The following is a 22266-nucleotide window of genomic DNA, read 5'->3' on the forward strand; positions in this document are numbered from 1 at the left end:
GATGTAAAATTAATGAAATTACGTAACATTTATTCAGTTTGTAATACTTATAGTTTAAATACTATTAAAACTAAATTATACGCTATGAATTACAAATGTCCAAAATGCCTTAATGCTAGTTGTGAAATAGACCGAATGCAAGCCACTGGAGGCCTGTTTTCTAAACTCTTTAATATACAGAATAAGAGTTTTACATCTGTTACTTGTAAAAAATGTACATATACCGAGTTTTTTAAAACCAAAACCAGTAGAATTAGTAATATCTTTGACTTTTTTACAAACTAATATACTATAATGGGAATAATTAAAGTTGAAAATATCCGCGTTCACGCAAATCATGGTTGCTTAAAAGAAGAAACAGCTATAGGTTGCGATTACCGCGTAGATTTAAAAATAAAGGCAGATTTAGAAAAAAGTGCAAGTTCTGATGCCTTAAGTGATACTGTAGATTACGTTTTTTTAAATAAAGTTGTAGCAGAAGAAATGGCTACTCCAAGTGCACTTTTAGAGCACGTTGCAAAGCGTATTTTAAGACGTATATTATCTGAAGCTAAACAAGTTAGTATAGCAACAGTTGCCGTAAGTAAAATTAATCCACCTATTGGAGGAGATGTTGAAATGGTAACTATTGAATTGACTGAGAAAAGAAAAAGTTAATCTATATAGTTTAGAACGGTAAATATTTTTATATTTGCTGTCCTAATTAGGGTGTCGTGGCCGAGTGGCTAGGCAGTGGTCTGCAACACCATCTACAGCGGTTCGAATCCGCTCGACACCTCAAAGAACCTTCAGTTAACACTGGAGGTTTTTTTATGCTTTAAATTTTAAGAAAATTATAGTAATGTTTTTAGCGGTTCGAAGCTGCTAGAAACCTCAAAAGAGCCATCGGTTAACGCTGGAGGTATTTTTATATTTTAATTTTAAGAAAATTATAGTAATGGTTTAAGAGGTTCGAAGCTGCTCGATAACTTAAAAAGAGTTACTTTTTTAAGTGACAAGATTATTTAGTCAATACAAACTCACTAAAACTAATTTTAGGTCTTGTATCGTTACCTTCTGTATAAACACCAGCTTTTAAATAATATGATGTTGCATACGAATTCCAGTTAATTGATGGTGTAAACGTATGGTTTTTAGTACCACTTGTAGTTACTACAGAAAACTCAGTAACACCATTTTCTATTAATACAGTGACATTTAAAATAGAACCTTCTATATATTCTGGTCCAGTAATGGTAGTGTAAGTAGAAGTATCTATTGGATTATTAGATAGTTTAAATTTAATTTTAAGATCATTATCTATATAGACACGAACTAATGGTCTTTCTACACCATTACCTCTATTATGTACTTGCGCAATAGTCACACCATTTTCTGGTATTAAATCTACTTTTGCTGTATACTCTAACTTTTTATAAACATTAAGATCTTTTTCTTCTCCAGGTCTTTCTTTAAGTTCTGTACGTTTTCCATCACTTTCTTTACTTTCAAATACCATATTATTATCTTCCATATAGAAAAAATCTGTAGGATTAAAAGTAGAAGCGGTTTCTGAAACTGTAGATCTGTCTGGTGTGTTCCAACTTGTTTCAATTTGTAAAGTCTCTAAGTTAAAATTATCTCCGGGTAAACTACTAACATTTGTAGTGTTTGAAATAGATGTACTATTAGTATTTTGTTGTGTATTACTAGTTGTTTCTGCTTCATCTTTAGAGCATCCAGACATAAGAATTAATGCAATAAGCGATGTTAAAGTTATAATTTTCATTTTTTTTACTAAACTATCAAAAAAATTAACCTTACAAAAATTAAATACTTATTTCACCTTAACATAATACCTTAAATACTTGTTAGTTATCGTATGATCTGCATTTGATGCATCTGATACTAATTGAAAAAAGTAACGCTCATTATTATAGTCTACAATTCTAGCAGTACCAATAACATTGGTTTTAGAATTATTTTTAATTTCGAAATCTATTCTATCTAAATCGTTTGTAGCTGTATTGAGAGTTAACGGCGTTTTTACAACTAATGAACTACCTGGATAATTATTAATTAATTGATTTCTAAATGCTTTCCATTGTTCTAACTGATCTAAATTTTTATCTATTTTTAATTTATTACAAATAAAATAATAACCTCTAGATGTAGCTTTTATTGGGAGTTCGTTATCGTCGTTGTAAATAGTTAACCTAAATCTTTTAGGGAGTTTTAATTTTACTTTAGAATTTAAAACAATAATAGTATCTGTTTCCATTTTTCTAGAAAACTCTGCTTTACTATTATTTTTACTTAAGTAATTTATGGTTGGCACTTTATTTCTCCTTTCTTGTGCTTTTTCTAACTGTTTAAGGTAATCTTGTTCGTATTGAGAAGGCTTTGGATTACTATTATCTAAACTAGAAACAGTACGTGCTATTTTAAAAAGAAATATAGCTACTGTTAATACAATAGAACCACCAATCCAGAATGGACTTTTACTTTTTACTTCTTTTCTACTTTGTTTAATGTAGGGCTGCTCTTGTCTTTTAGGCTCTGTAGAGGCTTTAAAAGTAGCTTTAGGCTTTCCTTTTATAAAATCTTTACAAGTGTATTTAAAATTTGGTTTTTGGTTTGTTAATCCGCAAAGTGTCCCAAAACGATCGTCTACTTTTTTATTAATGCATTTATTACAATATTTAAGTCTGACTTGTTCTTGAGATTCCATTAAATTAAGAGTTTTTTAATGGGTTTGTTCTTCGATTTTTTCGAAAATTTCTTGAGGGTTTAATTTATCTTTTGGAAGAAAACCTTTAATAATAAGTACTGTTCCACAAACTACTAAAATAAGACCAAGAAAACGTTTAACCTTAATAATAGCTGTAGGTGTAAGTTTATTTTTTAACTGCTTTGCTAACAAAATTTTAAAAAGATCTGTAACAAAATATGCAGTAATCATTGCTCCAAAAAAGACAACAAATCTATTAGTATCATTTTCTAAACTAGGCCCAACAACTATAATAATACCTAACCAGAAAACTAATACTCCAACATTAATAAAGTTTAAGAAAAAACCTTTGATAAATAGTTTTATATAGTTTGTTTTAGGAATCACTATTTTCATAGTTTCTATAGCTTCCTTTTTAGGTTTTTTAAAGTAAATAATAAAACCATAAATAGCCAAAATAGTACCGCCAAAGACATAAAGACCTGGTTGGTTACTTAAGTTTTCTAATAATTGAAAGCTAGAAAAATAAGCAATACCAATAAATAATATGTCTGCAACAATAACACCCAAATCGAATGCTAATGCTGCTCTAAAACCTTTTATTACGCTGGTTTCTAAAAGCACAAAAAACACAGGCCCGATCATGAAAGCTAAAAAAAAGCCTAATGGTATTGCTGCCTGAATATCTTCTATCATAAAAAAAATTAAATCTTGTTATTACAAAGTAAAGAAATTATGTGGTTAAAGTAAAGAATTAACTGTTTTTAGTATTTAAGAGGTACTATTAAACAAAAAAAAGCTTCAGAAAAACTGAAGCTTTAGTATACTTTTTAAAGTGTTTTAAACTCTAATTCTTTATTTTTATTTTTCCTCCAAACGTATTCTTTTTCTTCACGTTTTTAGGATTTCCGAAGATATAAATATCTCCTCCTGCAGTTACTTTAGCGTCTACATTTTCACTAGCATTTACATCTGCTTCTCCTCCAGCACTTACTTTAATTTTAGTGTTTTCTGTAACAAACTCTCTACCTTGATAAATACCTCCAGTATTAATAGTAATCTCTTGAGATTTAGCTTTTCCTTTAGTTTCTATAATACCACCAGAAACAGCTCTAACTTCCACTTTTTTAACATCTAATCCCATTCTTAGTATAGCACCTTCTTGTGCGCGAAGCTCTATTTTATCTTGCACTATTAATTCGTTTCCAAAAATTTTAGCACCTTCATTACCGTCTATAACTTCAATAGTTTTGTAATGTACAGCAACAAATGTTTTTGTACCATCAAACGTACGCTCTAATTTCATGCGTACTTTTAAAATACCATTTTTGTTTATTATTTCAACATCGTCTGCATCTTGACCTGATACAATAACTTTGTTTTCTTCAGATTTAACTAAACTAATATGAATTAAATCGTAAACTTTAACGGTTGTAAAATCTCCTACACCTATCTCTTTTGGATTTTGAGAAAAGACAGAAATTGTTATAAAAAGAAATAATACTGATGCAAATTTTTTCATTGTAAATAGTGTTTCTTTAAAGAGTATTAAAAATTAAAAGTGTTACACTTTTATAAAATTATTTTTCTGAAACTACGTGTACAGCAGTTCCAGTAACAGATACCATAGTCATTGCTAAATTAGGATTTGTTTCTAAATCTAACGTTATACCCACAACAGCATTTGCATTTAATTTTGCTGCATTATCACTTAATTTTTGAAATGCTTGCTCTTGAGCTTCATTCATTGTTACTTCTACAGATTCGTAATATTTATCCATTTTAAAGCTAAACGATGCTTTTCTAACATTTACACTTACACCTGTAACAATGCCTTTATATTCAATTATTCTAAATCCTTCTATTGAGTTTGTTGTTGTTAAAACCATAATTTTTGTTTTTTATTAGTTGACTGTTTTATAAAAATGTTACAGTATTTATTTTTTTACTAATGAAGAATTTAAATAAAAAAAGTATCGAGAAACTAATATATTATTAAATAGCTTTTCGATACAATTCTCTTTTATATAATCACCCGAAGTGACAAATTATTAAGCTTTTGGCTTACCTATTAATTCGAAATCTAAGTGACGTTTTACTAAATCTGCATTTTTAACTTTTACAATAACCTCGTCTCCAAGTTGATACATGGTTTTTGTTTTCTTACCAATTAATGCAAACTGCTCTTTATCAAACTCGTAATAATCACCTTTAATATCTCTGGTTCTTACCATTCCTTCGCATTTGTTAGATACAATCTCCACATAAATTCCCCAATCTGTAACACCAGAAATTACACCTACAAATTCTTCATCTTGATGATCTTGCATGAATCTAATTTGCATGTACTTAATAGAATCTCTTTCGGCTTTTGTTGCCAAATATTCCATGTTACTTGAGTGTTTACAACGCTCCTGATAAATTTCTGCATTAGCAGTTTTTTCACCGTCTAAATAACGTTGTAATAATCTGTGTGCCATAACATCTGGATAACGACGAATTGGCGATGTAAAGTGACTGTAATAATCGAAAGCTAAACCGTAATGACCAATATTTTTGGTAGTATACTCTGCTTTAGACATGGTTCTAATTGCTAAAGTATCTACTAAATTTTGTTCTTTTTTACCTTGAACATCATTTAATAACTGATTTAAAGAGGCCGCTATGCCATCTTTACTATTAAAGTTAAGCTTATGCCCAAATTTAGAAACAACGCCTTGTAAAGCCATTAATTTCTCTTCATTTGGCTCATCATGCACTCTGTAAACAAAAGTTTTCTCTGGTTTTTGTTTTCCAACAAATTCTGAAACCTTTCTGTTTGCTAATAACATAAACTCTTCAATAAGTTTATTAGCATCTTTACTCGTTTTAAAGAATACGCCTACTGGATTTGACTCTTCATCTAAATTAAATTTTACTTCAACTTTATCAAAAGAAATAGCACCATCACGCATACGTTTACCACGCATAATTTTTGCTAGTTCGTCCATTTTCAAAACAGCATCTGCAATGGCTTGATCTGTTTTGTATTCTTTTCCTGTTAAAGAAACTTCGGCAGGAATAGTATTATTTTTATTTTCAATAATGGCTTGTGCTTCTTCGTATGCAAAACGTGCATCAGAATACGTTACCGTTCTACCAAACCATTCGTTTTTAATTTCGGCTTTATTATTCAATTCAAAAACAGCAGAAAAAGTATATTTTTCTTCGTGTGGACGTAATGAACATGCACCATTAGAAAGTATTTCTGGTAACATTGGTACTACTCTATCTACTAAATAAACAGAAGTTGCACGCTCGTAAGCTTCATCGTCTAAAACTGTTCCTTCTTGTAGATAATGCGAAACATCTGCAATATGAATCCCTATTTCGTAATTACCATTTTCTAAAACGGTAAACGATAAGGCATCATCAAAATCTTTAGCATCTTTAGGATCTATTGTAAAAGTTAAATCCTTTCGCATATCTCTACGCTTCGCTATTTCTTCTGGTTTAATGTTTAAATCTATATTATTTGCGTAGTCTTCAACTTCTTTTGGAAACTCGTAAGGCAAACCGTAGTCTGCTAAAATAGCATGAATTTCGGTATTATGTTCTCCTGCTTTTCCTAAAACTTTAAGAACTTTTCCGTTGGGAGAATCGGCTTTTTCTGGCCATTCTTCCATAGAAACCAATACTTTATCGCCGTCTTCAGCATTCATAGTTTTATTAATTGGTACAAAAATGTCTGTTTTCATTTTATTACCATCAACTACTACAAAAGCAAAATTCTTTTTAGCATGTACTTGAATAATACCTACATATTCTGTTTTAGCACGCTTAATAATTTTAATGATTTCGCCCTCTTGTTTACCTTGTTTTCTACGTTTGTAAACATAAAGTTCTACTTCGTCACCATTTAAAGCTTTGTTAACATTGTTAGATGCTATGTAAATATCGTCTTCAAAATCATCGCAAATAACGTAACCGTTACCACGTTGAGCAGCATCAAAAATACCAATATGATATTCTGTACTATTTGCTATTTGAAATTTACCACGATCTACTTCTTTAATCTCTTCTTTAGCTTTAAGTTGCGCTAATTTTTTTATAATTTGGTTACGACTACTAGCATCGTTAACGTCTAGTATAGCACCAATTTGTTTATAGTTGAAATATTTATTTCTATCTTTTTTTAAAATACTAAGAATTGTATTTGTAAGGTTGGAAATCTTGTTATGTGAAGGTTTCCTGTGTTTCTTTTTTGTCATTTAATTTGTAATCTATTGAATCTCTGAGTTAAATGAGATTCTGTTATTGAAAACTTAATTGTTGGAGAAGATATGCTATCTCGATATCTCGAGAAGAACAATTTATAAAGCTCTTTTATTTTCAATAAAAAGTGTCTTTTTTAATTAAGCTTATACAAATTTACGTTTTTTATATTAAATCGAAGTTTCTTTAATATTAAGTTAACGTAAAAACATATTAGGTTAACTGTTTACAATAGAACTCTTATTTATTTTTATTCTATAATTCTTCGTTTAATAAAACAGAATACCTTTTTAGTTTATTTAAACAAGTTTAGGTTACTCTACTATTTCAAGTTTAAATAAGAATTGAAATCAAACTCAATTTTAGAGTTATACACATATATACTATATATTACTTTTCTTTCTTTAAAATTTAAAAAAAAAATAATGATTATGATAGCTTGTGAATAGCGGTATAACTTTTTTGCGTTTTCATTGTGTAGGTTACTTTTCTGTTAATACTAACACCTTATTAACTATTTAATGTCTTGATTTTTATATAAGTTAATAGGGTTATTAACAACTGTTGATAACCTATGTTCACATCGTATTTTTAATAAGTATTTTATTTTTTTGTGTTTGTATGTGCATTTTTTTTAATGATAAATAACCTAAAGAAAACTGCTAACTTTTTTGGTAGTTTAGTTTACGTTTTGGTTTGGAAAATTAACTGGATATTCCTAATAAAAGTTTTAAAAAACAATGATAAGATATTAACAAGTAATCATTATTAAAAGGTATAGTTGTTAACAGTGATTTCTATTTCATTAAAAAAGAGACTAAAAATTATAATTTCAATGCTTTTAAACATTAAGTAATTGTTAGATTTATAATAAGTTAAGCCTTAAAATTTATTGTGTTTTTCAAAAATAAAACTTTTACATAAGTTCATTAATATTACTTATTAATAGTTGCAAGCAATTATTAACTTTACACTTTTAACACACACACAACTCTATTTCTATATAATATAGAAACTTAAAAAAACTACTATGACAATTTCAATTGGAAACGATCACGCCGGAACAGATTACAAATTTGCTATTATTAAACATTTAGAAGGAAAAGGAATTACAGTAACAAATCATGGAACAGATGCTAGCGATAGTGTAGATTATCCAGATTTTGTACATCCTGTTGCTAACGATGTAGAAAGTAAAAAAGCAGATTTTGGTATCCTTATATGTGGTAGTGCAAATGGTGTAGCCATGACTGCTAATAAACACCAAGGTATTCGTGCAGGAATTTGCTGGACTAGTGAAATTACAGCATTAACAAGACAACATAATAATGCTAACATTATTTGTATTCCAGCTCGCTACACAGCCGTACAACAAGCAATTGCTATGGTTGATACTTTTTTAGAAACAGAATTTGAAGGCGGAAGACACCAAAATCGCGTAGATAAAATACCTTGTTAATTGACAGATAACCACTCACATAACCACACGCAAGATCACAGCGATTTAAAAGGTAGAAATTTATTAATTTCTATTCTTTTAAACATTGTAATAACTATTGCGCAGGTAATTGGTGGATTATTATCTGGTAGTTTAGCTTTATTAAGTGATGCATTGCATAATTTTAGCGATGTTATTTCTTTAATTGTAAGCTATGTAGCTGAAAAATTATCTAAAAGAAAAGCGTCTTTACACAAAACCTTTGGTTATAAACGTGCAGAAATTTTAGCTGCTTTTATTAATGCATCTACATTAATAATTGTAGCTATTTTATTAATTATAGAAGCTATTAAACGTTTTCAAAATCCTCAAGAGATAGAAAGTGATTTGGTAATTTGGCTTTCTTTTATTGCCATTTTAGGTAATGGATTTAGTGTTTTATTACTAAAAAAAGATAGCAAATCTAACATGAATATGCGAAGTGCATATTTACACTTACTTACTGATATGATGGCTAGTGTAGCTGTTTTAATTGGTGGATTGTTAATGAAATTTTATCAACTATTTTGGGTAGATAGTGCACTTACTTTTATAATTGCTGTATACCTTATATATATGGGATTCGATTTATTAAAAGAATCTACCAAAGTACTTATGCTGTTTACACCAGACTCCATACCAATTGATGAAATTGTTAAGGAAATTAATGCGATAGATGATATAAGTAATGTACACCACATACATGTTTGGCAATTAAATGAAGATGAAACACATTTTGAAGCTCATGTAGATTTTGAAAAAAATATAACGTTAACAGAGTTTGATGTTATTCTTTCTAAAATTGAAGCACTCCTTTTTAATAAATTTGAAATCAATCATATTAATATTCAACCAGAATTTGGAAAGGATGATGTTAAGGATGTGATAGTTCAGGATTAAAAGCTAATGTTAATAACTACAAAATATGCTAGAAATTAAAGTAAAAACCTTTCAGGAATTAACAACTACAGAATTATATAACTTACTTCAATTAAGAAGCGAGGTTTTTGTTGTAGAACAAGACTGTGTCTATCAAGACATAGATGGTAAAGATCAAAAAGCATTACATGTAATTGGTTATAAAAACAATAAAATAGTTGCTTATACGCGCTTATTTAAACCAGGTGATTATTTCAATTTATCTAGCATTGGTAGAGTAGTGGTCTATAAAAATGAAAGACAATATAAATACGGTTATAATATTATGGAAGCGTCTATAAAAGCCATAGAAGAGCACTATAATACAACTGAAATAAAAATTTCGGCACAATGTTATCTTAAACGTTTTTATAATAATTTAAATTTCTTTGAAATAGGAGAAGAGTATTTAGAAGATGGCATACCACATATTGGAATGCTTTATAAAAAATAAAAAAGTCAGTGCATTACACACTGACTTTATAAAAGTAATAACTCTACTAAAAATTATTTACTTAAAAATATTTGGTACTTGTATAACACTTTCAAATATAGTGCAAACATAAGCATACCAAATAGTTATAAAAAATATTTTAGTCAATCGTCATTATTATTTGTTTAAAAACATAAACTAAGGCAAAAAATAAAAGCATTCGATTAATAGTAGTGTTGTTATCGATTAGTCAAGGCTATATTTTAAATATAAAGTATAAAAAAACGATCTTAATTAAGATCGTTTTTTTATGTCTTCTATAAATTTTTACTAATTATTTTTGCCAACGTAAGTAACTAAAATTTCTACACGTCTATCGAACTTAGGCTCGCCACCAAGTGGAAACTTTCTTCTCATACCAACAAATTTCATTCGTTTTTTTTCGACTCCTTTTCTTTCAAGATAATCATAAATATATTTAGCTCTAGCTAAAGATAAATTACGTTTTCCTGTTTTTTTATCTACTGCATCTCTACTGTTTTGTGTACAACAAACATGACCTTGAATAGTAAAATATACACCTTTATTATCAAGCATAATATTTGCAAGTTCAAGCAACGTTTTTTTAGAATCTGACGTTACATAGCTATAGTTAGTTTTAAAGTAAATTTTATCTAAACGTATTTTATCACCTTTTTTTATGGTGCCTTTTTTAATATCGTCTGTTGTTTTTTCTTTGTTATCGCCTGCTGTTTCAGCTTCTTCTTTTGTATTCTCTACAATGGCTTCAACAGGTTTTATAGGAAGTTTTTTGCTTACTATTATCTCTACTTTACGGTTAAGCCCACGAATTTGACTGACTTCATTTTCATTTAAAACCTTTAAAAGTATTTCGCCTTTACCATTAACATTTGTAATTAAATTAGGATCTATTCCATAACCAGCAAACATTTCTTTAATAGCATTTGCTCGATTTTGAGACAATTCGAGGTTGTATTCGTTAGAGCCTCTATCGTCTGTAAATCCATAGATTGAAACCTTTTCCACAGCAATGGTATCTAATTGAGAAATAAAGAGTAATAGTCTATTTTCTTCGGTTAAAGGAACAACATACCTATCTGTATCAAAATAAACATCGTGAGTAAATTCATTTTGAGAAAACCCAAGCTGAGTAATAAATAGAAGTATGGGTATTAAGTATTTCATTTCTTTTAAAAGGATATTAAATATATTGATTTCTCAATAATTTATCTATTAGTTTAGGTAACGTTGATATTTAGAGGTGTTTGCTAGTATTTCTGTAGCTTTTTTAATCTCTTTGTTATGTATTTTATAATACTCGTACAAACCTTCTCTATAAACGTAACGTTTTATTATTTCGTCGCTTAATAAGCCAATAAGTTGAGATTTGTTATCATCGATAGCTTTTAATTTTGAATTATTTAAATTGTGAATTAAAGTATTGTAATCACGTTGTATATCATCGTCTAAATTCTCTGTTTTAGCAACTTCTAATGCTTTGTTAAGTGACTTTTCGGTATCTGTTTCAAAAGAAAAATCTGAAGTTTTTAAGAAGTTTTTAAAATCACTAAAATCTGAATCTGTTAATTTCCAGTTATTAATATCGCTAATATTTTTATTGTTATAATAGTATTTAGTAGCGTAATCGAAAACACTTTGATTGCTTAAAATAGCTTTTGTAATTGCAGAGTTTTTAGAATAATCTAAAACTTCGTCTGGTAAAACACCGCCACCGTCAAATACTTTTCTACCATTTTTAGTTTTAAATACATGGTAATCTTGTTGTTTTACACGAACAGCATTTCCTTTTTCATCTTTATTCCAATAGTCTAAAGCTTGAATACAACGACCAGAAGGTGTGTAATAGCGAGAAATAGTTACTTTTAACTGTGTACCATAGGTTAATTTTTTAGGACGTTGTACAAGGCCTTTTCCAAAACTTCTAGCACCTACAACAACACCTCTATCTAAATCTTGTATTGTTCCAGAAACAATTTCACTTGCCGAGGCACTTTTACCGTTAATAAGTACCACTAATGGTATTTCTGTATCTATTGGATCTTTTTTTGTGTAATACGTTCTGTTGTATTTTTTTACTTTAGATTTCGTTGTAACTACCAATTGGCCTTTAGGCACAAATAAGTTTACAATATTTACAGCTTCGTTAAGTAAACCTCCTGGGTTTCCGCGTAAGTCTAATATAATACTTTTGGCACCTTGTGCTTTTAAATCTTTTAAAGCATAACCTGTTTGTTGCGAAGCTTTAGCGTTAAATTTACTAAGTACAATATAACCTGTAGTTTCATCAATCATAGAAAAATGTGGTACAGCATCAATTTCAATCTCACTACGTTTTACCGTTGTATTTGTTTCTTTACCTTGTCTTAAATAGGTTATTTCAGCAGATGAATTTGGCGGACCTTTAAGTAGGTTTCCTGCATCTTCTTTATAATCTGTTACAGTTTGTCCATCTATTTTAATAATCTCGTCTCCTGCTTTTAATCCTGCTTTATCTGCTGGATAGCCTTTGTAAGGTTCTACTATTAATAATTTATCTTTTAAAATACGTACTTGTGCTCCAATACCAGTATAGTCTCCAGTTCTTTGAATTCGTGCTGCTTCTACATCTTGCTCGTTATAAAACTTAGTATAAGGATCGAGTTCGTTTAACATGTTTTTAATGGCATTATCCATTAAATCACCAGGATTTGTTTCGTCTACATAATTCATATTCAGTTCTTTAAAAAGAGTGGTGAATATTTCAATTTGCTTTGCAATCTCGAAAAAATCGTTGTTATAGGTTTTAAAAGCAGAGCCTGTAATTAATATTGTAAGCGCTAATACAGGAATGAGAACTTTTTGTTTTAATAGATTTTTCATTTTTTCATTTTTTTCTTATACCATTTTCTAATAAAAAATATTCCAATACTAAGTAGAATTAGAAATGGCCAAATATTTAATACACCAAGGAAAAAGTAAGATAAACCATTAAAACCAGATTTTAATGCTTTTCCCATTTTTGAACCATAAGATTGGGTGATTTTAGAACTTGTTGTAGTTTTATAAAAGGTTATGTTTATTGTACTTAATGCTACTTTATTATTTAAGTATTTTAAACGGCCTTGCTTGGCTTCAATTTCTTCACGAATACTAGAGAGTTCTCTCTCTATTTCTAACATTTCTTTTACATTTTTTGCTTTAGAAAGTAATTGTAAATAACGTGTTTCTAGTACCCTTTTGGCTCCTAACCTTGCTTCAAGGTCTATAAATTCTTCAGTAACGTCCTTAGACGAAATGCTTTTACTATCAAAATATTCTACAGATTTACTTATAGAATCTATAGTGTTTTGAAAACCATTAGTTGGTACTCTAACAATAAGAGTTCTTATGCTTCTGTTATAATTTTTAGAAGCATTATCGTTTTGTATAACACCATTATTTTGTTTTACGTAACGTTGAATATTATCGAAAGTTTTATCTAAATCGTTAGTTTCGAATTCTAGATAAGATTCTTTTATAATTTTTTGAGATGTTTCTTTTGGAACAGACATATTGTAAGTCACTTCCATTTCTTCAATAGTGTCTTCTATTTCGTAATCACCAGAAGTATTAACAAGACCTAATACTCCACTATCATTTTTATAATAGCTAGGTTCTTGATGACAACCAAATAATATTAGAATTACAACAATGGATAGATATACACGCATGAGTATTATTTTATTTAGATAGAAACTTAGTTAAAAGTGCCTTCATTTTTGTGTTTATTAATTCAAAATCTGGCATGTCTTTACTAATATATAAAATCATTAACGTATAATCGTTAACTTCATTATTAATTAACACAGGTTTATTTAACCTATAAGCTTCACGAAGTAAGCGTTTTATACGAATTCTATCTACTGCACGTTTAAAATTTCGTTTACTAACCGAAACGCCAACTTTACGAGAATCGCCATGTTTTAAATAGACTAACCGCAAAGGATATGCCGAAACCGATTGCCCGTCGAGAAATAATTTTTCGATGGTTTTCTGGCTTTTAAGTTTTTCGTGTTTATTATACGTCAGTTTCATAGTTTTCAAAGGTAGTAATGCTATTGTAATAAAAAAATCTAATAATACACCTTTTATACTATTTAAAACGTGCTTAAAATGTAATGTTTTCTTTTTATTTAAGACTTATAGAAAAAAGAAAAATATGTCATTAACACAATTATTAAAAGAACATGCAGAGGAATCTGCAGCAAAATATCCAGAAGAAGTTAAAGCTATAATGCAAAATGCTATAGACGATTTAGAAGTTTCTAGTTTAACTACTAATGCATTAAAAACAGGAGATATTTTCCCAAGTTTTAATTTACCAAATGCAAAAGGAGAAGTTATTAGTTCTTTAAGTTTACTAGATAAAGGACCATTAGTTATTGCTTTTTATCGTGGTGGTTGGTGTCCATACTGTAATATTGAATTAAAGGCATTACAAAATGCTTTACCTCAAATAAAAGAAAAAGGAGCGCAACTTATTGCTATAAGTCCAGAAAGTCCAGATAACTCTTTAACTACTAAAGAAAAAAACGAATTAAGTTTTGAAGTTCTTACAGATAAAGATAACAGCTTTGCTAGAGACTTAAGTTTGGTTTATAAATTACCAGATAGTTTAATAGCTTTATATAATAAATTTGGGCTTAGTTTAGATGAAAGCCAAGGAAATTCAAATTCCGAATTACCAATAGCAGCAACTTATGTTATAGATACTAATGGAAAAATTATGTATCATTTTCTTAAAGAAGATTATAAGCTTCGTGCAGATCCATTAGCAATATTAGAAGTACTTTAAATAGAAAGTAGGTTATATAAAAAAGCCTCATCTTAAGATGAGGCTTTTTTAGTTTCTAATATAAGTAGTTATTACTTCGTATTATTTTCTCTGTTAATATCTGCCATTATATTTTTAGCATCAATTTCTACGCTCTTAACAGCCTTTTTAGCTTTAAAAGAGTATGTTGGGTGTGCCCAAGACCAATCTGCCATTACAGTAGCTGTAGTTGGCTTTTCGCCACGCATCATTTGTAGCGGTATGTATATACTTTCTGTAGTACCATCTGTATAAGTTACTTCAAGATCTATTGGCATTGGCATTTCGCCAATACGCTCTAAAGTTACAGTATTACCTTCAATAGTTTTTACGCCATAGTCTATAGTATTTGTAGTCATAGTCCAGTCTGTTAAATACCATTCTAATTCTAAACCAGATACTTTTTCTGCAACACGAATAAAGTCGTTTGGTGTTGGGTGTTTAAAAGACCAATCTGTAAAATATTGTTTTAAAGTTTTCTTTAAATTGTCTTCACCAATAACATAACCTAATTGTGTTAAGAAAACTGAACCTTTGTTATAAGCTGTTATACTATAAGCCATATTAGTTTCGTAACGGTCTGCATGTGTACTTTGTGGTTTTTCTTTTCCAGATTTTGCTAAGTAGTTATAACCTCTGTATGCACTTGCAGCAGGATTATCGGCATTCTTTTTATTAATAAAATCCATTGCATGGTCGCTAATGTAGCTTGTAAAACCTTCGTCCATCCACTCGTGCTTAGCTTCGTTTGTTGCTAATAAAAACTGAAACCAAGTATGTGCTAATTCGTGAGCTGTAACACCTACTAAGCTACCAAATTTACGTTTACCAGTAATTAAAGTACACATTGCATACTCCATTCCACCATCTCCACCTTGAATTACAGAGTATTGATCGTAAGGATACTTACCAATATGCTCGCTAAAATACTGCATCATTTCAACCGTTTTAGATTGAAGGTTTTTCCAATTTTCTAAGTTTTCTGCAGGTAAATCTTTTTTGTAAAAGAAATTTAACATTGGCCCGTTAGGCACTTGCATTGTATCGTGAATATAATTTGGATCTGCAGCCCAAGTAAAATCGTGAACATTTGGTGCTTTAAAATGAAGCGTTTTCTTATCTCCTTTTACAACAGGATTTGGTTGTAAGTATCCTGTACCTCCAACAACATAATCTTTATCGATAGTTAGTTTTAAATCAAAATCTCCCCAAACACCATGAAATTCTCTTCCTATGTATGGGTAAGCATGCCATCCTTCAAAATCATATTCAGATAATTTTGGATACCATTGCGTCATTGATAATGCAACACCTTCGGCATTGTTTCTACCAGAACGTCTAATTTGAACAGGTACTTGCGCATCAAAAACCATATCGAAAGTTACACTTTCTCCAGGCTGTATTGCTTTATTTAAAGTCACTTCTAAAACAGTTCCAGCAGTAATGTGCTTAACAGTACTTCCGTTTTGTTTAAGAGATGTTACATTTATGTAACCTATTTCATTAGGCTTTAAAGTACTTATTCTACTTTGTTTTTCACCATTTACTTCGTTTACCATTCTACCATCTGGATCTACAATAGACTGTAATCTAGCGTCCATGTCACTACCTGGTTGAAAAGCATTAAAATATAAATGATAGAATACTTTATCTAAAACGTCTGGCGAATTGTTTGTATAAACTAATTTCTGTTTTCCTTGATATTGGTAGTTATTAACATCCATATCAATTTCCATTTTATAGTCTACACTTTGTTGCCAATATGTAGATTTTGAAGATGAAGAACTAACAGCTGTTGCACTACTTTGAGTAGTATTTGTAGTTGTAGACACACTTTTAGATGAGCCACAACTCACTAAAAACAATGAAGCTGAAAGACTAAAAAGAAGAACTTTTTTCATTTTAAAAAGGTATTTAAATAAAAAAGCCTCAGTAATTTTTGACTACTGAGGCTTTTTTGTGTTATTATTTTATTTAGATAATTGAGAAGCCATAATTAATGCATTATAAACATTAACCATTTTTCCAGATTTTGTTAAATCACCAAATGGTCTTACATCTTCTGTATTACCACCAACAACAACTTTAGTATTGATAGCTAAACCAGAGTCCATAATAACTTGCTTAACCTGTGCAGCAGTTAATTTTGGGTATTGAGACCAAACTAAAGCAGCAACACCAGCTACAGCAGGAGAGGCCATAGATGTTCCACTAATAGCTTTATATTCATTCTCTGGGAATGTAGAGTAAATTTGTCCTCCTGGAGCAAAAACATCTACGTTTTGTTTTCCGTAGTTAGAAAAATTAGCAACCATACTTGTACCGTATTTAGGAGCTAATGCACCAACACGAATGTAAGTATTACTAATTTCTACATAATTTACATTATCGTCTGGAAAGTTAGGTTCTGTATCTACATCTTCGCTAGAGTTACCAGCAGCATGCACAAAAACAACACCTTTATCACTAGCGTATTTTATAGCATCTCTTACCCAATCAGCATGAGGAGAAAAGCTTTTACCAAAACTTCCATTAATTACTTTAGCACCATTATCTACTGCGTATCTAATTGCTTTAGCAACATCTTTATCATACTCATCACCGTTTGGTACAGCACGAACAGCCATAATTTCAACATTGTTAGCAACACCATTTGCTCCTAAACCATTGTTACGTTCTGCAGCAATAATTCCGGCAACGTGAGTTCCATGACTTTCAGTTTTTTTAACTGGCATAACGTTTCCGTTACCATATCCAGGCTTATCATTCCAATCGTCTGGATTATCACCTGTTTTACGTCCTTTAAAATCTTTATTTAAGTTAAAAGCAACTTGGTCTCCATAATAGTCTACACCACCTTTAACCTGCTCTAAAACTTCTGGTAAAGATTTAGCACCTCTTGCATACATACCTGTTGCAGTTTCTGCAGCAGCTTTTAATGTTGCATCTTCAGTTGTAATAGCTGCTACTTCTTTAGATGTATAATCTTCTTTTTTAAAATGAGCTGCTAATGCTTTGTGTGCACCTTCGACAGAGTTGTAAATACCTTCGTATTGTTGCTTTCCAGCTACAGCTGCATTATAATCTGTATCGTATTTTGCTTTAGCTTCAGCATATCTTGGAGCACTTGTGTCTCCACTAGCTACTAAACGAATATATTCTAATTGCTCATCGTATCCATCACCAAGAAAGTTCCAACCATGGATATCATCAATATAACCATTTTTATCGTCGTCAATTCCGTTACCAGGGATTTCCTTTTTGTTAGTCCAAAGAACACCATCTAAATCTTCGTGAGAAATATCAATTCCAGAATCGATAACTGCAACAATAATTTTTTGTCCTTTTTTACCTTTAATAATTTCAGAGTATGCTTTATCAACACTCATTCCTGGAATAGTATCTTTTGCAAGATCTAAATGTCCCCAATTTTTAGCTTCAGCATCTGTAAGAGCTGCTTCTTTAAGAGGTGAAGTGTCGATGTTTTCAACAGGAGTTGTTAAAATTGGTGCTCCACCACCACAGCTAGATAATAAGGTCGCTGAGAATACAGAAAACAAAAGTGTTTTATTAATTAATTTCATTGTAAAAATATGTATTAGTAGTTATAAATTAAAAATTTCGTTGCAAGTATAAGTGTCTTTTAAACGGACTCCTTTTTCTGTGTTTTGTACAGTAATTAACTCATTGTGCGCATCGTGTTCCAAAAATAGGTAATAATTATTAGTTGCTGCCAGATTCAAGAATTTTTCTTTCTCGTCTAAAGTCAGTAAAGGCCTTGTGTCATAGCCCATTACAAAAGGAATTGGCAAGTGTCCAACTGTAGGTAATAAATCTGCCATAAAACAGATGGTTTTACCCTTATAATTAATCATTGGAATCATTTGTTTTTCGGTGTGCCCATTCGCAAAAAAGATATCGAATCCTAAAGCAGAATTTTTTAGAATGTCTTCAGAATGACCTAGTGGAAGTTTAGTAAATTTTAAATGGCCACTATCTTCCATTGGCATAATATTTTCTTTTAAAAATGAAGCAACCTCACGACGGTTAGGTTGTGTTGCCCATTGCCAATGTTTCTCGTTACTCCAAAAATGAGCATTTTTAAAAGCAGGTTCTAAAAGTGTTCTGTCTTTGTTATATTGTATAGATCCTCCGCAGTGGTCAAAATGCAAATGCGTCATGAAAACATCTGTAATATCATCACGATGAAAACCATATTTAGCTAAAGATTTATCTATAGTATCGTCTCCCCAAAGGTGATAATAACCATAAAATTTCTCGCTTTGCTTGTTTCCCATTCCCGTATCTATTAAAATAAGACGATTTCCATCTTCAATTAATAAACAGCGTGCAGCAATATCTATCATATTATTGCTATCCGCAGGATTGGTTCGCGTCCATAGCGATTTTGGTACTACGCCAAACATAGCGCCACCATCTAGCTTAAAATTTCCGGCATTTATAGGATATAAATTCATAGCTGCAAATTATGAAAAACAAAGGGATTGAGAGTAAACGTTAAGTTTTTATTAAGAAACTACTTGTTGTAAACGTTTCCCAAAATCGTAAAGTGCTTTTATTTCTTTAATACTTGCTAGTCGCTCTCGACCAAAAATAAGTAAATCGTGACCATTAGATTCTACATGATAGTATGGGTTACTCTCGAAGAAATGGGTGATTTCATCAGTAAAAAAGTATTGAATTGCTTCAGTGTTTTCTCCAAGTAAATAAAATCTTTTAGAAAAATCGGTATGGTTTACAATAGGAATATCTTTAAAACCAGCAAAAGCATATACTTTTTCAAGAAATCCTTCACGATCTAAAGTAAATTCTGGAATGTTTTTATCTAATTTTATATGAAGCATGGTTGAGCGGATGACTTCTTTCGCAATAAATTCGCCTTCAGAAAACTCGATATCAAAAGTATTTATTGCTTCACTTTCGTTAGATAATTGATTATAAATGTAATTTATTTTTTTAGTTCTAAAAAACAAGAAACCATCTAAAAAATGAGTCTCTCTTTCCTTTTTAGAGACATAATTTAAGTGGTAGTCTTTAGCCAATTCTTCTATAGTTTTTTGGCGACGTGTTAAACTGTTTTTAATAACGTTTGGCACTGGTAATAGGCGACGCAAAGCAAAAGGGTGTTCAGAATCTGTATCGTGTAAATCTAGCCCAAGCACTTCAAAATGACCACCTCTTTTGGTAAACAATTCTTGATAGTTATTAAGATTTTCCATTACTGTGTGATCTACAAATTTGCAAAGAGAAAAATCTACAATTACATCTTCGGTTTCTGGAACTGCATCTAGCTTAGCTTTCAGTTTATAAAAGTTTAGAAAGCTACAAAAGTGTTTTACACTTACATAATAATTACGGTCTTCTTGAAACATTAATACGTTAGGTTTCATTAGGTTTCTACCAAAGAGTTCAAAACTTTTATTAAGTAAAAGATGAATAATAAAAGTAACCAAAACACCAGAAGCAATACCAGAAATTAGTCCAATTTTAAGCGTAACTATAAGAGTAACGAAAAAGATAATAAGCTGCTCTTTACCAATTTTAAAAATTTTAATAATGTTCTCTGGCGAGGCTAATTTATAACCTGTGTAAACCAAAATAGCCATTAAAGCAGGTAAAGGAATACGTTGTAATTGTGAACTAAAAAGTACTATAAAAATGACTAAAAAAGTAGCATGAAAGAAGTTTGAAGAACGATTAGTTCCACCATTATTAACATTTACAGAGCTTCTTGCAATAACGGTTACCACATTTAATCCGCCAAGAAAACCACTACCAACAGTTGCTAAACCTAAAGCTTTTAGGTCTCTGTTTACATTACTACGGCGTTTTTCGGGATCTAATTTATCTACTGCTTTTATACTTAATAAAGACTCTATACTTGCTATTAATGTTAATGCTAAAACACTTGTCCAAAAAGGAATCGTTCCAATTTTACTAAAGTTTACAGTTGGAAGTTGCTCAATAATTTCTGAAAATTCTGGAATACCAGAAATCATATATTCAAGAGCAATAGGATTATTTTCGTGTGCAACAATTTCGAAATAATAACTAAATGCAATTGATAAAATAACAATCCACATGGGAGCAGGTATAAGTTGCAAGTACTTATTTCTAATTTTTGAATAAAAAACCATAATAATAAAACTTATTACTCCGGCTGCTGCTGCATAAAGTAGTCCTGTGTTATTATAATGAATAGCATCGTTTATAGTAAAAGGTATTTCTAATAGATAGTCTATAGTGTCTTCTCGCTTAATACGATGCGCTAACATAATATGAAACTGTTTACCTAAAATAATAAGACCAATAGCAGCTAGCATACCTTGTATTGCAGAAGACGGAAAGAAATCTGCTAATTTTCCTAAACGTAAAAAACCTAGTATTAAAAGTAAAACACCAGAGCAAATTATAGCAGCATATGCGCTTTCTATTCCTAAAGTTGATATTGCAACTAAAAGCACACCAACAAGTCCGTTTCCTGGTCCAGAAATAGTAACATTACTACCTCCTAAAATTGAAACTAAAACACCACCAACTACAGCGGCAATTACTCCCGAAATAGGAGGTGCCTCACTGGCCATTGCCAATCCTAAACCTAAAGGCAAAGCTATAAGGCTAACTACAAAACCAGAAAAAATATTTTTAGGTAATGTTTTAAAAAACACTTTTATGTTGTTCTTTTTTGGGCTCATTGAATAATTAAAACATCGGTTGGTAGCTCGTTTAAAATATGTTCGATATCATGTGGGAACACACGATCCCAAAATGTCATTTTCGTTGGCGGATTCATTACTAACAAATCGGCTCTTGCTATTTGCGCATAATGGCCAATACTATAACCTTGTGTACCAAAAATAGGTTGAGATTTTATAGCAATATCTTTGGTATATTCTTCAGGGATATCTTCTATAATATGGTTAATTCTTGATCGTTCTCTATTACTTAATCTTTCTTTTACAATTTGTGTTTTTCTAAGCGATTTATCATCGTCAATTTTTACATGAATTTCATTTTGCTTTATTTCTTCGACAATGGTTATTTTTTCAGCTTTTAATTTAGCTCCAATGTAAAAAGCAGTAGCAATTGTCTGTTCTGTTTTTGGGTCCATTAAACCATTAACAACAATGTGCTGGCAAGGTACACGCTCTAAAGAAGGATTTATAAGTAATAATAAAGAACACTTTGCACGACGTGTAATTTTTCGAGCAATAGAACCTATATAATAAGTAAAGAATTTTTCTTGTTTTGCGGCACCAATAATAAGTAAATCGATATTTTTTTCTTCCGAAGCATTTAAAATAACATCTACCGGATTACCAGATTTAAAAATGACTTCGTAGTTTAAATTGTCTTTTTTAAAAGGATTTAAAATAATTTTTAGTGTTTTTATTTTGTCTTCTGATTCTTTTCCAACATGAATTAAAACTAATTTACAGTCTAAAAACAACGCTAAACGCGCTGCCTCGTAAAGATTAGCTTTAAGATTTGGTGAAAAGGCAACACCTATACCTATGGTTTTAAATGGTTTTTTAATCAATTAGAAATTATTTGTTAAAAAGTGAAGATAGTATTTTTTG

Annotated in this window: 21 protein-coding genes and 1 tRNA gene; 7 read left to right on the plus strand and 15 right to left on the minus strand. The window is 30.3% G+C overall.

Going from position 1 to position 22266, the window contains the following annotated elements; translation table 11 throughout:
• The first annotated feature begins 84 nt into the window (after window positions 1–84).
• The 3 genes from Q0935_RS05330 (at window position 85) to Q0935_RS05340 (ending at window position 778) form a co-directional block, all read left to right on the plus strand.
• A complete protein-coding gene (locus Q0935_RS05330; RefSeq protein WP_299383095.1) occupies window positions 85–285 on the plus strand; it encodes a zinc ribbon domain-containing protein in 201 nt (66 codons plus the stop codon).
• A 9-nt stretch (window positions 286–294) separates the two neighbouring features.
• On the plus strand, window positions 295–657 hold the full coding sequence (gene folB / locus Q0935_RS05335; RefSeq protein ID WP_299383097.1) for a dihydroneopterin aldolase: 363 nt from the start codon (window positions 295–297) through the stop codon (window positions 655–657).
• 50 nt (window positions 658–707) lie between these two features.
• Window positions 708–778 (plus strand) — tRNA-Cys (locus Q0935_RS05340).
• Between the two features lie 222 nt (window positions 779–1000).
• On the opposite strand, the gene Q0935_RS05345 is transcribed toward Q0935_RS05340, so the two are convergent.
• The 6 genes from Q0935_RS05345 to rnr all read right to left on the minus strand — a co-directional run bounded on the left by Q0935_RS05345 (window position 1001) and on the right by rnr (window position 6960).
• A complete protein-coding gene (locus Q0935_RS05345; RefSeq protein ID WP_299383099.1) occupies window positions 1001–1768 on the minus strand; it encodes a polysaccharide lyase family 7 protein in 768 nt (255 codons plus the stop codon).
• Window positions 1769–1816: 48 nt separating this feature from the next.
• Window positions 1817–2710 (minus strand): hypothetical protein, encoded by an 894-nt coding sequence (locus tag Q0935_RS05350; protein WP_299383101.1) that lies wholly within the window; start codon window positions 2708–2710, stop codon window positions 1817–1819.
• Between the two features lie 15 nt (window positions 2711–2725).
• Window positions 2726–3406: a LysE family transporter gene (locus Q0935_RS05355; protein WP_299250497.1), complete on the minus strand. Its 681-nt coding sequence runs from the start codon at window positions 3404–3406 to the stop codon at window positions 2726–2728.
• 151 nt (window positions 3407–3557) lie between these two features.
• A complete protein-coding gene (locus Q0935_RS05360; protein WP_299383103.1) occupies window positions 3558–4232 on the minus strand; it encodes a head GIN domain-containing protein in 675 nt (224 codons plus the stop codon).
• 58 nt (window positions 4233–4290) lie between these two features.
• Complete coding sequence (locus tag Q0935_RS05365) at window positions 4291–4599, minus strand: YbjQ family protein (protein WP_055436179.1); 309 nt, start codon at window positions 4597–4599, stop codon at window positions 4291–4293.
• Between the two features lie 162 nt (window positions 4600–4761).
• Window positions 4762–6960, minus strand: coding sequence for a ribonuclease R (rnr, locus tag Q0935_RS05370; RefSeq protein WP_299383105.1), 2199 nt, complete (start codon window positions 6958–6960; stop codon window positions 4762–4764).
• 1034 nt (window positions 6961–7994) lie between these two features.
• Here rnr and rpiB point away from each other — a divergent pair.
• From rpiB to Q0935_RS05385, 3 genes are read left to right on the plus strand one after another with little or no spacing between them, the layout of a single operon-like run.
• On the plus strand, window positions 7995–8423 hold the full coding sequence (gene rpiB / locus Q0935_RS05375; RefSeq protein WP_299383108.1) for a ribose 5-phosphate isomerase B: 429 nt from the start codon (window positions 7995–7997) through the stop codon (window positions 8421–8423).
• Complete coding sequence (locus Q0935_RS05380; RefSeq protein WP_299383111.1) at window positions 8424–9341, plus strand: cation diffusion facilitator family transporter; 918 nt, start codon at window positions 8424–8426, stop codon at window positions 9339–9341.
• 25 nt (window positions 9342–9366) lie between these two features.
• Window positions 9367–9813, plus strand: a complete 447-nt coding sequence (locus Q0935_RS05385; protein WP_299383113.1) for a GNAT family N-acetyltransferase — start codon at window positions 9367–9369, stop codon at window positions 9811–9813.
• A 309-nt stretch (window positions 9814–10122) separates the two neighbouring features.
• Here the strand turns inward: Q0935_RS05385 and Q0935_RS05390 are convergent, their stop codons facing one another.
• From Q0935_RS05390 to rnpA, 4 genes are read right to left on the minus strand one after another with little or no spacing between them, the layout of a single operon-like run.
• Window positions 10123–10998 carry an OmpA family protein gene (locus Q0935_RS05390; protein WP_299383115.1) on the minus strand — a complete coding sequence of 292 codons (876 nt, stop codon included), beginning with the start codon at window positions 10996–10998 and terminating at the stop codon, window positions 10123–10125.
• Between the two features lie 48 nt (window positions 10999–11046).
• Window positions 11047–12693: a S41 family peptidase gene (locus Q0935_RS05395; protein ID WP_299383117.1), complete on the minus strand. Its 1647-nt coding sequence runs from the start codon at window positions 12691–12693 to the stop codon at window positions 11047–11049.
• Window positions 12690–13523 (minus strand): DUF4349 domain-containing protein, encoded by an 834-nt coding sequence (locus tag Q0935_RS05400; protein ID WP_299383120.1) that lies wholly within the window; start codon window positions 13521–13523, stop codon window positions 12690–12692. Before Q0935_RS05400 ends, Q0935_RS05395 begins: the two co-directional genes overlap by 4 nt.
• A gap of 10 nt (window positions 13524–13533) precedes the next feature.
• Complete coding sequence (rnpA, locus tag Q0935_RS05405; protein ID WP_299383122.1) at window positions 13534–13887, minus strand: ribonuclease P protein component; 354 nt, start codon at window positions 13885–13887, stop codon at window positions 13534–13536.
• 124 nt (window positions 13888–14011) lie between these two features.
• On the opposite strand from rnpA, the gene Q0935_RS05410 reads away from it, so the two are divergent.
• Entirely contained in the window at window positions 14012–14647 is a 636-nt protein-coding gene (locus Q0935_RS05410; protein WP_299383124.1) for a peroxiredoxin-like family protein, read from the plus strand.
• Between the two features lie 71 nt (window positions 14648–14718).
• On the opposite strand, the gene Q0935_RS05415 is transcribed toward Q0935_RS05410, so the two are convergent.
• From Q0935_RS05415 to Q0935_RS05435, 5 genes are all read right to left on the minus strand, one after another.
• The gene (locus tag Q0935_RS05415; RefSeq protein WP_299383126.1) at window positions 14719–16566 is read right to left on the minus strand and encodes a M1 family metallopeptidase; all 1848 of its coding nucleotides are present in this window, start codon (window positions 16564–16566) and stop codon (window positions 14719–14721) included.
• A 69-nt stretch (window positions 16567–16635) separates the two neighbouring features.
• Window positions 16636–18249, minus strand: coding sequence for a S8 family serine peptidase (locus Q0935_RS05420; protein WP_299383129.1), 1614 nt, complete (start codon window positions 18247–18249; stop codon window positions 16636–16638).
• 21 nt (window positions 18250–18270) lie between these two features.
• On the minus strand, window positions 18271–19143 hold the full coding sequence (locus Q0935_RS05425; RefSeq protein ID WP_299383131.1) for an MBL fold metallo-hydrolase: 873 nt from the start codon (window positions 19141–19143) through the stop codon (window positions 18271–18273).
• A gap of 51 nt (window positions 19144–19194) precedes the next feature.
• Window positions 19195–21381: a SulP family inorganic anion transporter gene (locus tag Q0935_RS05430; RefSeq protein WP_299383134.1), complete on the minus strand. Its 2187-nt coding sequence runs from the start codon at window positions 21379–21381 to the stop codon at window positions 19195–19197.
• Window positions 21378–22226 (minus strand): universal stress protein, encoded by an 849-nt coding sequence (locus Q0935_RS05435; RefSeq protein ID WP_299250467.1) that lies wholly within the window; start codon window positions 22224–22226, stop codon window positions 21378–21380. Before Q0935_RS05435 ends, Q0935_RS05430 begins: the two co-directional genes overlap by 4 nt.
• Between the last annotated feature and the right edge of the window lie 40 nt (window positions 22227–22266).

This window comes from uncultured Lacinutrix sp., from assembly GCF_947500605.1.
Classification (GTDB): Bacteria; Bacteroidota; Bacteroidia; order Flavobacteriales; family Flavobacteriaceae; genus Lacinutrix.

What these genes read in the sequence shown, in the direction of transcription:
- folB (WP_299383097.1), top strand. Translation starts at nt 295, where the DNA reads ATGGGAATAATTAAAGTTGAAAATATCCGCGTTCACGCAAATCATGGT.
- Q0935_RS05345 (WP_299383099.1), bottom strand. Translation starts at nt 1,768, where the DNA reads ATGAAAATTATAACTTTAACATCGCTTATTGCATTAATTCTTATGTCT.
- Q0935_RS05390 (WP_299383115.1), bottom strand. Translation starts at nt 10,998, where the DNA reads ATGAAATACTTAATACCCATACTTCTATTTATTACTCAGCTTGGGTTT.
- rnpA (WP_299383122.1), bottom strand. Translation starts at nt 13,887, where the DNA reads ATGAAACTGACGTATAATAAACACGAAAAACTTAAAAGCCAGAAAACC.
- Q0935_RS05365 (WP_055436179.1), bottom strand. Translation starts at nt 4,599, where the DNA reads ATGGTTTTAACAACAACAAACTCAATAGAAGGATTTAGAATAATTGAA.
- Q0935_RS05360 (WP_299383103.1), bottom strand. Translation starts at nt 4,232, where the DNA reads ATGAAAAAATTTGCATCAGTATTATTTCTTTTTATAACAATTTCTGTC.
- Q0935_RS05395 (WP_299383117.1), bottom strand. Translation starts at nt 12,693, where the DNA reads ATGAAAAATCTATTAAAACAAAAAGTTCTCATTCCTGTATTAGCGCTT.
- Q0935_RS05420 (WP_299383129.1), bottom strand. Translation starts at nt 18,249, where the DNA reads ATGAAATTAATTAATAAAACACTTTTGTTTTCTGTATTCTCAGCGACC.
- Q0935_RS05430 (WP_299383134.1), bottom strand. Translation starts at nt 21,381, where the DNA reads ATGAGCCCAAAAAAGAACAACATAAAAGTGTTTTTTAAAACATTACCT.
- Q0935_RS05415 (WP_299383126.1), bottom strand. Translation starts at nt 16,566, where the DNA reads ATGAAAAAAGTTCTTCTTTTTAGTCTTTCAGCTTCATTGTTTTTAGTG.
- Q0935_RS05425 (WP_299383131.1), bottom strand. Translation starts at nt 19,143, where the DNA reads ATGAATTTATATCCTATAAATGCCGGAAATTTTAAGCTAGATGGTGGC.
- Q0935_RS05330 (WP_299383095.1), top strand. Translation starts at nt 85, where the DNA reads ATGAATTACAAATGTCCAAAATGCCTTAATGCTAGTTGTGAAATAGAC.
- Q0935_RS05410 (WP_299383124.1), top strand. Translation starts at nt 14,012, where the DNA reads ATGTCATTAACACAATTATTAAAAGAACATGCAGAGGAATCTGCAGCA.
- rpiB (WP_299383108.1), top strand. Translation starts at nt 7,995, where the DNA reads ATGACAATTTCAATTGGAAACGATCACGCCGGAACAGATTACAAATTT.
- Q0935_RS05400 (WP_299383120.1), bottom strand. Translation starts at nt 13,523, where the DNA reads ATGCGTGTATATCTATCCATTGTTGTAATTCTAATATTATTTGGTTGT.
- Q0935_RS05385 (WP_299383113.1), top strand. Translation starts at nt 9,367, where the DNA reads ATGCTAGAAATTAAAGTAAAAACCTTTCAGGAATTAACAACTACAGAA.
- Q0935_RS05350 (WP_299383101.1), bottom strand. Translation starts at nt 2,710, where the DNA reads ATGGAATCTCAAGAACAAGTCAGACTTAAATATTGTAATAAATGCATT.
- rnr (WP_299383105.1), bottom strand. Translation starts at nt 6,960, where the DNA reads ATGACAAAAAAGAAACACAGGAAACCTTCACATAACAAGATTTCCAAC.
- Q0935_RS05355 (WP_299250497.1), bottom strand. Translation starts at nt 3,406, where the DNA reads ATGATAGAAGATATTCAGGCAGCAATACCATTAGGCTTTTTTTTAGCT.